8 protein-coding genes and 1 pseudogene are annotated in these 8,355 nt (G+C 60.6%); 4 read left to right on the forward strand and 5 right to left on the reverse strand.

Features of this window, described 5'->3' with window-relative positions:
• Nucleotides 1–262: 262 nt before the first annotated feature.
• From KGA82_RS26025 to KGA82_RS26040, 4 genes are all read right to left on the reverse strand, one after another.
• Nucleotides 263–1,561 carry an NAD(P)/FAD-dependent oxidoreductase gene (locus KGA82_RS26025; RefSeq protein ID WP_192227994.1) on the reverse strand — a complete coding sequence of 433 codons (1,299 nt, stop codon included), beginning with the start codon at nt 1,559–1,561 and terminating at the stop codon, nt 263–265.
• A 60-nt stretch (nt 1,562–1,621) separates the two neighbouring features.
• Nucleotides 1,622–1,795: a DUF3094 domain-containing protein gene (locus KGA82_RS26030; RefSeq protein WP_223453088.1), complete on the reverse strand. Its 174-nt coding sequence runs from the start codon at nt 1,793–1,795 to the stop codon at nt 1,622–1,624.
• Between the two features lie 68 nt (nt 1,796–1,863).
• A complete protein-coding gene (locus tag KGA82_RS26035) occupies nt 1,864–2,391 on the reverse strand; it encodes an MOSC domain-containing protein (RefSeq protein ID WP_008028728.1) in 528 nt (175 codons plus the stop codon).
• Nucleotides 2,388–3,014 (reverse strand): DUF1780 domain-containing protein, encoded by a 627-nt coding sequence (locus KGA82_RS26040; protein ID WP_032828736.1) that lies wholly within the window; start codon nt 3,012–3,014, stop codon nt 2,388–2,390. Before KGA82_RS26040 ends, KGA82_RS26035 begins: the two co-directional genes overlap by 4 nt.
• A 234-nt stretch (nt 3,015–3,248) precedes the next feature.
• Here KGA82_RS26040 and KGA82_RS26045 point away from each other — a divergent pair, with 234 nt between their 5' ends.
• The 4 genes and pseudogenes from KGA82_RS26045 to KGA82_RS29585 form a co-directional block, all read left to right on the forward strand.
• Nucleotides 3,249–4,616, forward strand: a complete 1,368-nt coding sequence (locus KGA82_RS26045) for an aromatic acid/H+ symport family MFS transporter (RefSeq protein ID WP_008028725.1) — start codon at nt 3,249–3,251, stop codon at nt 4,614–4,616.
• The gene (locus KGA82_RS26050) at nt 4,613–5,818 is read left to right on the forward strand and encodes a benzoate/H(+) symporter BenE family transporter (protein ID WP_192419968.1); all 1,206 of its coding nucleotides are present in this window, start codon (nt 4,613–4,615) and stop codon (nt 5,816–5,818) included. Before KGA82_RS26045 ends, KGA82_RS26050 begins: the two co-directional genes overlap by 4 nt.
• 17 nt (nt 5,819–5,835) lie before the next feature.
• A complete protein-coding gene (locus KGA82_RS26055; RefSeq protein WP_207285532.1) occupies nt 5,836–7,104 on the forward strand; it encodes an OprD family porin in 1,269 nt (422 codons plus the stop codon).
• 242 nt (nt 7,105–7,346) lie between these two features.
• A pseudogene (locus KGA82_RS29585) lies at nt 7,347–7,748 on the forward strand (methyl-accepting chemotaxis protein); the annotation flags it as partial.
• A gap of 9 nt (nt 7,749–7,757) precedes the next feature.
• On the opposite strand, the gene KGA82_RS26065 reads toward KGA82_RS29585, so the two are convergent.
• The gene (locus tag KGA82_RS26065) at nt 7,758–7,997 is read right to left on the reverse strand and encodes a DUF2790 domain-containing protein (protein ID WP_223453089.1); all 240 of its coding nucleotides are present in this window, start codon (nt 7,995–7,997) and stop codon (nt 7,758–7,760) included.
• Nucleotides 7,998–8,355 lie beyond the last annotated feature (358 nt).

Here is an 8,355-nt window from a genome sequence, read left to right on the forward strand (position 1 = left end):
GGGTTTCCAAAAAACTGGAAACCGAGATGGGCATGGGTCTTGTAACAACGTGTGTGTTGTAGCTGGCGTCTATTTGCGCCTGGTTTATCGATACGTGGATTTTGATCCTTTTTTTTTTTTCAAGCAGAAGACGGCATACGAGTTTAGCGAGTGTCTCGTGGGCTCGGAGATGTGTATAAGAGACAGGCGGTGTGTCAGCCAACTCATGTGGTGACTGACACTCCGCTATCGCGAGCAGGCTCGCTCCCACAAGGGATGTATATCAGTGAAGTTTCAGGCGCGGCTCAGTCCCGCGACCAATCTTGCTGCCCAGCATCAACATCGCCGTGCGGAACGCGCCATACAGCGCCATCTGGTGCATGCGGTACAGCGACACATAAAACATCCGCGCCAGCCAACCCTCGAGCATCACGCTGCCGGTCAGGTTGCCCATCAAGTTACCCACAGCCGAAAAACGCGACAGCGAAATCAACGAGCCATAGTCGGTGTACTTGTACACAGGCAAAGCCTTGCCTTCGATCCGCAGCTTCAGCGATTTGGCCAGCAACGACGCCTGCTGATGTGCAGCCTGGGCGCGCGGCGGCACATTGCGATCGGTGCCCGGTTGCGGGCAGGCCGCGCAGTCACCGAAGGCGAAGATGTTTTCGTCGCGGGTGGTTTGCAGGGTCGGCAGCACTTGCAGCTGGTTGATGCGGTTGGTTTCCAGACCGTCGATGTCCTTGAGGAAACCCGGCGCACGAATCCCGGCAGCCCAGACTTTCAGGCTGGCGTTGATCACTTTGCCGTCGGCGGTGATCAGGCTGTCGGCGGTCACTTCGCTAACGGCTGCGTTGGTCATGACATTGACCCCGAGTTTCTCCAGGGTTTTATGCACAGGCCCGCCAATGCGTTCCGGCAATGCTGGCAGCACCCGTGGACCGGCTTCGATCAAGGTGATGTGCATGTTCTCCGGTTTGATCCGGTCCAGACCGTAAGCCGCCAGTTCATGCGCGGCGTTGTGCAGTTCGGCGGCCAGCTCGACGCCCGTGGCCCCGGCGCCGACGATGGCCACGCTGATCCGCTGCACCACGTCCGTCTGCCCGGCGTGCGCGCGCAAGTAATGGTTGAGCAGTTGCTGGTGGAAGCGCTCGGCCTGTTTGCGCGTGTCGAGGAACAGGCAATGTTGCGCCGCGCCCTGGGTGCCGAAATCGTTGGTGGTGCTGCCGACGGCGATCACCAGCGAGTCGTACGGCACTTCACGCGCCGGTACCAGTTCCAGGCCAGCTTCGTCATAGGTGGCGGCCAGCTGGATTTTCTTCTGTGCCCGATCAAGCCCGCTCATGCGCCCCAGCTGGAACTCGAAGTGGTTCCATTTTGCCTGGGCAACATAGTTGAGTTCGTCTTCGGAAGAGTTCAGGGAACCGGCCGCCACTTCATGCAACAGCGGTTTCCAGATGTGGGTCAGGTTCGCGTCGACCAGCATCACACTGGCCGTGCCGCGCTTGCCCAGAGTCTTACCCAGACGGGTAGCCAACTCCAGACCGCCGGCGCCGCCGCCAACGATGACAATACGATGAGTCATGGGGATATCTCGCAAGGCTAAAAGAAATCGGTGCAATTACCCGAGCGAGCGCGATGCAGCTCATAGCGTCAGGTAACTGATAAATCGGCTCAACAGGCCCAGGCCAATAGTCGCTGCCAGCACCACCACCAGGAGCATCCACGGCCGGAAAGGCCGGCGCTCGACTCGGTGCTGGGACAGGTGCAGGTACTCTTCGACATGCTTTTGGTCGTCGGGGTTCAGGCGGCTGGTCATATTGGGCCTCGTCAGGGGTAGACGTTGCTGAATGTAGGGAAGCTACATGCGGGCGGCGGTGTAACACATCAGCCCGCATTGAACGGAGCATAGCCGCTCGCTGGAACAGGCTCGACGCTGACCGTATCGTCCAGGCGAATGATTCCACTTTGTAACACTCGGGCGGTGATTCCGCCATGTCCGCGAACGGCCTGAAAGGTGCCAGGGCCGAGGTTGTTTTGCAGGCGCGCGCAGGGCTGACACCAACCGGTGGTTTCGAAAATCGCCTGGCCGATTTTGAAACGGCGACCCTTGAGGCTGAACAGGTTGATCCCACTGATAACGAGGTTGCGCCGCAAATCATTAGGCAACAGCGGATTATCTTCCGAGCGGCCCATCAGCGAGTTGATCACCGCCAGATGCTCCCACTGAATCAGTGTCACCTGCCGCGCATTGCGTACACCGGGGCGGGCGCGATCGCCGGTCAGCCCGGCCTCGAGTCGTGCCTCCACGGCTTCCAGTTCGATCATCGGCACGTGTGGCTGCGGGCGCACGCCGATCCAGCGTACGCGGCCGGTTTGCGGGACCTCAGCGATCAGTTCCTGCAATGGACTCACAGGCTGATCCCGACATCGAAGACGATGCTGCGACCGAGGTTGCTGCGCAGGAAATCCGGAGCGTCGGGATGCGCAAATAAAACACGGGCGAAGGTCGGCCCCACCAGCGACAACGAGCGCCAGCCTTGGCGCAAGTATTCGGTAGGCGGCGGGAAATGGCTATTGAGGTCGAGCACTTCGCGCTTGAGGCTGGCGAAGGCGATGATGTCCAGCTCGCCCAGGTCCATGCCGCGCTCTTTGTAGTTGTGCGCTTTTTTGCGCAAGGTCGGCGCCAGTCTCAGCAGGAATTCATTGGCCGGAATGCGCCTGGGTTTGGCTTCGCGACGCACCAGCGAACTCAGCGAAAACGCACTGCGTCGACGTTGCAGTTCATCGCGCCACTCATCGTTGAGGCGCCGGCCTTCGTCGAGCACGAAAAACACTTCGAAATTCGCCTCGCGAAACAGCACGTCCGGCGGCTCCCCGGCGGGCGCAAATTCGTCGGTGCGGTAAGGAATGTTCAGCCCTTGCAGCAGGCGCTGGCACACCCAACGCTCACGCTCCCATTTGCGGGCATTGGAAAGAAACGCGTTGGCTTGCTCGGCCGCAATGGTCAGCAGGCGTAAGTAATCTGAGTCGTCCATAGGCCCAAGCTTAGCGTTCAAATGCGTTCGCAAAGAAGACAGTTTGTCGGAGAAGAGCAAAAGCCTGTAACGCCATTGCCCCATCCCGTGCCCGTTTCAGGGCCCTGCACAAAACGGATAGCGATCTGCGCAAAGCGGATATTGCCCCGCGCCTGGCAGCTTTACCCTCGGCTTTACGGGACGTTAGCCGCTTTACCGACGTTCTGAATAAAACAACAACAAGAGATGAATGCCATGCGCAAGATCGACGTACATGAGGTTATCGACAACGCTCGATTCAACCGCTTCCACTGGATGGTGCTGTTCTGGTGTGCCCTGATCATCATTTTCGACGGTTACGATCTGGTGATTTACGGCGTGGTGCTGCCGATGCTGATGAAGGAGTGGGGGCTCAGTCCCTTGCAGGCCGGCGCGCTGGGAAGTTACGCATTGTTTGGAATGATGTTCGGCGCGCTGTTTTTCGGCCCGCTCTCGGACAAGATCGGCCGCAAGAAAGCCATCACTATCTGCGTGATGCTCTTCAGCGGTTTTACCGTGCTCAACGGTTTTGCCCGCAACCCCACCGAGTTCGGCCTGTGCCGGTTCATCGCCGGCCTGGGCATTGGCGGGGTGATGCCTAACGTCGTGGCGCTGATGAACGAGTACGCGCCGAAGAAAATCCGCAGCACGCTGGTGGCGATCATGTTCAGCGGCTACTCCGTGGGCGGCATGCTCTCGGCGGGACTGGGCATCGTGCTGATCCCGAGCTTCGGCTGGCAGTCGGTGTTTTACGTCGCGGTGCTGCCGTTGGTGTTGTTGCCGCTGATCATGTACTTCCTGCCCGAGTCGGTGGGTTTCATGCTGCGTCAGGGGCGCAATGAAGAGGCGCGGGCCATTCTTCAACGGGTCGATCCGGCGTACGTCGCGCAGTCCGGCGATCAACTGCACATGAGCGAAGTGAAGGGCACCGGCACCCCTGTGCTGCAACTGTTTCGCGAGGGGCGCGCGCTGCGCACGCTGATGTTGTGGCTGGCGTTTTTCTGCTGCTTGCTGATGGTTTACGCCTTGAGCTCCTGGCTGCCGAAACTGATGGCCAACGCCGGTTATAGCCTGGGTTCGAGCCTGTCGTTCCTGCTGGTGCTCAACTTCGGCGCCATTTTCGGCGCGGTCGGGGGCGGCGTGTTGGGTGACAAACTGAACCTGCCACGGGTGTTGGCGGTGTTCTTCGCCGTGGCCGCCGTGTCGATCACCTTGCTCGGTTTCAACAGCCCGATGCCGCTGCTGTACCTGCTGATCGCCATCGCCGGCGCCACCACCATCGGTTCGCAGATTCTGTTGTACGCCTGCGCCGCGCAGTTCTACTCCATGACCATTCGCTCCACCGGTCTGGGCTGGGCCTCGGGCATCGGACGCAACGGCGCGATTGTCGGGCCGCTGCTGGGCGGTGCCTTGCTCGGGATCAGCCTGCCGCTGCAACTCAACTTCATGGCGTTTGCCTTGCCCGGCGCGGTGGCCGCGATAGCCATGACCGTGTTTGCGATCAGCAGTCAGCGCAGTCACAGGCAAGCGCTGTCGGGCCTGCGCAACGGTTCGCCAGACGGGTCTGTCGGCGAAGCTTCATGAAAACGTTTGTCCGGGATTTTTCCCTGTCGGCGGCCGTCGCCGGATTTATCGCCACGGTGATTTCCTATGCCGGCCCGTTGGTGATTATTTTCCAGGCGGCCGAGACCGCACACCTGTCGCGGGAAGTGTTGTCGTCGTGGGTCTGGGCGATTTCCATCGGCAGCGCGGTGCTCGGCATTGGTTTGAGCCTGCGTTACCGCGTGCCGGTGATCATCGCGTGGTCGGCGCCGGGCTCGGCATTGTTGGTGGCGCTGTTGCCGGGGATCTCGATGCCGGAGGCGGTGGGCGCGTACCTGGTCAGCAGCCTGATCATTTTCCTGGTCGGGGTGTCAGGGGCGTTTGACCGGATCATCGGCAAACTGCCGGCGGCTGTTGCGGCGGCGATGCTGGCGGGGATTCTGTTCAGTTTCGGCACCGGGTTGTTTGTCTCGTTGCAGGGCAAACCGTTGCTGGTGCTGGCGATGTTTGCCACGTACCTGATCTGCAAACGGCTGATGCCGCGTTATGCGGTGGTGATGGTGCTGCTGGTAGGCTGCTCGATGGCGTTTCTCGGTGGTGATTTGCACAGCGAAGCGCTGGTGATCGGGTTGGCCACGCCGGTGTGGATCACGCCCGTGTTCAGCCTGAGTGCGACGCTGAACATTGCCTTGCCGCTGGTGATGGTGGCGCTGACCGGCCAGTTCGTGCCCGGCATGGCGGTGCTGCGGGCCAGCGGTTACGCGACGCCGTCCGGCCCGATCATCGCCAGCAGTGCGTTGGGCACGGCGCTGTTGGCACCGTTCGGTTGCCACGGGCTGAATCTGGCGGCGATCACTGCGGCCATTTGTACCGGTCGCGAGGCCCATGAAAACCCCGGCAAGCGCTACGTGGCCGGGGTGGTCGGCGGGCTGTGTTACCTGCTGCTGGGCATCTTCGGCGCCACCCTGGTTTCGCTGTTTTCGGCGTTCCCCAAAGAGCTGATTGCGGCGCTGGCCGGGCTGGCGCTGTTCGCCGCGATTGCCGGGGCACTGGCCGGCGCAATGGCGGTGCCGAGTGATCGCGAAGCCGCGCTGGTGACCTTTCTCACCACCGCTTCGGGCATGTCGTTGTTGGGTTTGTCCGCGGCTTTTTGGGGACTGATTTTCGGCATGGTCACCCATGTGTTGTTAAACGCCCGTCGCGAAAGCGCGGCGGCTGAAGCACTTCCAACTGTCGATCAATAAAAATAAGAGAAAAAACGATGAAACAGATTCTTCCAACAACCGGTTCCGTGTTGTCCATGGCGCTCGTCTCGGGTTTCTCCACCGGTGCGATGGCGGCTGAGGGCGGCTTTATCGAAGACACCACGGCCACGTTGCAGGCACGCAATTACTACTTCAGCCGGGACTTCTCCGACATCGTCGGGGCGAACAAACAATCGAAGGCCGAAGAGTGGGCGCAGGGCTTCATCCTTAACGTCAAATCCGGCTACACCCAAGGGCCTGTCGGGTTTGGTGTGGATGTGATCGGCCTGCTCGGCCTGAAACTCGACAGCAGCCCGGATCGGGTCAATACCGGTTTGCTGCCAGTCAAGGATGACGGGCGCGCGGCAGATGATTACAGCCGTCTCGAAGCGGCGCTGAAGGTGCGTTACTCCAAAACCGAGCTGAAGGTCGGGGAGTTGCAACCCAATCTGCCGGTGCTGGCGTTCAGCGATATCCGTCTGCTGCCGCCCAGCTATCAAGGTGCAAGCATCAGCTCCAATGAGATCAATGGCCTGACTTTGCAGGGTGGTCACTTGAACACGACCAGCCTGCGCAACGAGGCGGGCGACGAAAAGATGCAGGCCATGCTCGGCCACGTGCCGCAGCGCCAGGTCAGCAGTGATGGCTTCAACTTTGCCGGCGCCGATTACGCCTTCAACGATAAACGCAGCTCGGTCAGCGCCTGGTTCGGGCAACTGGAAGATATCTATAACCAGCGTTTTCTCGGTCTCAAGCACAGCCAGCCGATGGGCGACTGGACCCTGGGCGCCAACCTTGGTTATTACGATTCGCGCGAAGACGGCAAGAAGCTGCTGGGCAACATCGATAACCAGGCGTTCTTCTCGCTGCTGTCGGCCAAGCGCGGTGGTCACACGTTTTATGTCGGTTATCAGGGGATGTTCGGTGACAGCGCATTCCCGCGTGTCTTCGCCAACATCTCGCCGCTGGGCAACGAGGTGCCGACCTACGAGTTTGCCTTTACCGACGAACGCTCCTGGCAGGCGCGTTACGACTACGACTTCGCCGCCCTCGGTGTGCCGGGGCTGACCAGCACCGTGCGTTACATTTCCGGTAATAACGTCGACACAGGGCAAGGGTTCGAGGGCAAGGATCGCGAGCGTGATCTCGACCTCGGCTACGTGCTGCAAAACGGCAGCCTCAAAGGCCTCGGGATTCGCGTGCGCAACGTGATGGCCCGTTCCAACTACCGCAGTGACATCGACGAAAACCGCCTGATCCTCAGTTACACCTGGACGCTGCTATGACCATTGAAAAAGAACAACCGCCTTACAACATCGGCTTGCAGGTCAAGCTGGAGCAATTGACCGAGTCGGTGCTGCAAACCGAGGAAGACATGCGCTTTGCCAATCAACTGGCGCGCACGGCCGGCGATCGGGTCAAGGCGAGTGCGCAGAGCATGCAGTCTTCGGCCAGTGTGCTGGAGGACCTGAACCTCTACATGCAGCGTCTGGATCAGGTGTTCGATGAGCTCGGCAGTCAGTCGATGCGCATCGGCGCGATTGTCGGCAGCATCCAGGACATCGCCCGTCAGACCAATTTGCTGGCGCTCAACGCGGCAATCGAGGCGGCGAGGGCGGGCAGTCATGGCCGAGGGTTTGCGGTGGTCGCCGATGAGGTGCGCAATCTCTCGCGTCAGGCCGCGGACTCCAGTGCGCAGATCCGGCAAATCGCCACGGGGCTGGAACAGTCGGCGGAGCATGCACGCCAGGGGATTCAGCAGTTATCCGGCTCCACCCGTCTGGGGCTGGAAAAGGCTGGAGTGGCTTTGCATTCGATGGGGGAATTGCAAAGCGGTGCGGTGGCCAGGGTCGAGGTGGTCGAACGGATCATGGCGCGTTTGGCCGGCCTGCATGATTTGGCGTTGCAGGCTAAACGGCTGATCGTGTGATGCCAGGTGTTACAGGTTGCTTGTGCAGTTGCCCATGACTTGGTAGGTCACGCGATGGGTCTGGCCCTGATGGTCGATGTAGACCATGGTTGCCGGCACGACGTCGCACGCGGTTGCGGTGTCGGTCACGGAAACCACCTTGGCGATGTCCAGCGGTTGCGCCGGGTCGTACGGGGTGGCGGCGGGCTCACTGGCGGCCATGGCTGAGGTGGCGATCAGGGTCAGAAACAGGGTGGTCAGGGTTTTCATTTTTGTGTGCTCGGTGTTGGTTTTGATGCTTGAAGTTTAGTCCTTGGTGGTGATGGATAAAGGGGGCTGGGGCTGATTCAGCTTTGCAGGAAACGTAACAATGGGGGCATATCCGTTTCTTCGGTGAGGGCGGCTATTGGTTTCGCTCTTACAGCGAGTCACTTTGGAAAAGCCCCAAAGTAACCAAAGGGCTCTTGCCCCTTTCGTTCGGTGCCTCGCCTAGGCTCGGCATGCCCTCGCTCCGGTCCTGCTCCGTGGGCCCGCCGCGATCGGCCATCCCTGGCCGTGCGCGGCTAACCCGGCATCCATGCCGGGTTGCCCACTGCGCAGAACCTGCGCTCGGCCTCTCGAGGGGGCG

It is taken from the genome of Pseudomonas sp. BF-RE-22 (assembly GCF_019956155.1).
Lineage (GTDB): Bacteria > Pseudomonadota > Gammaproteobacteria > Pseudomonadales > Pseudomonadaceae > Aquipseudomonas > Aquipseudomonas migulae.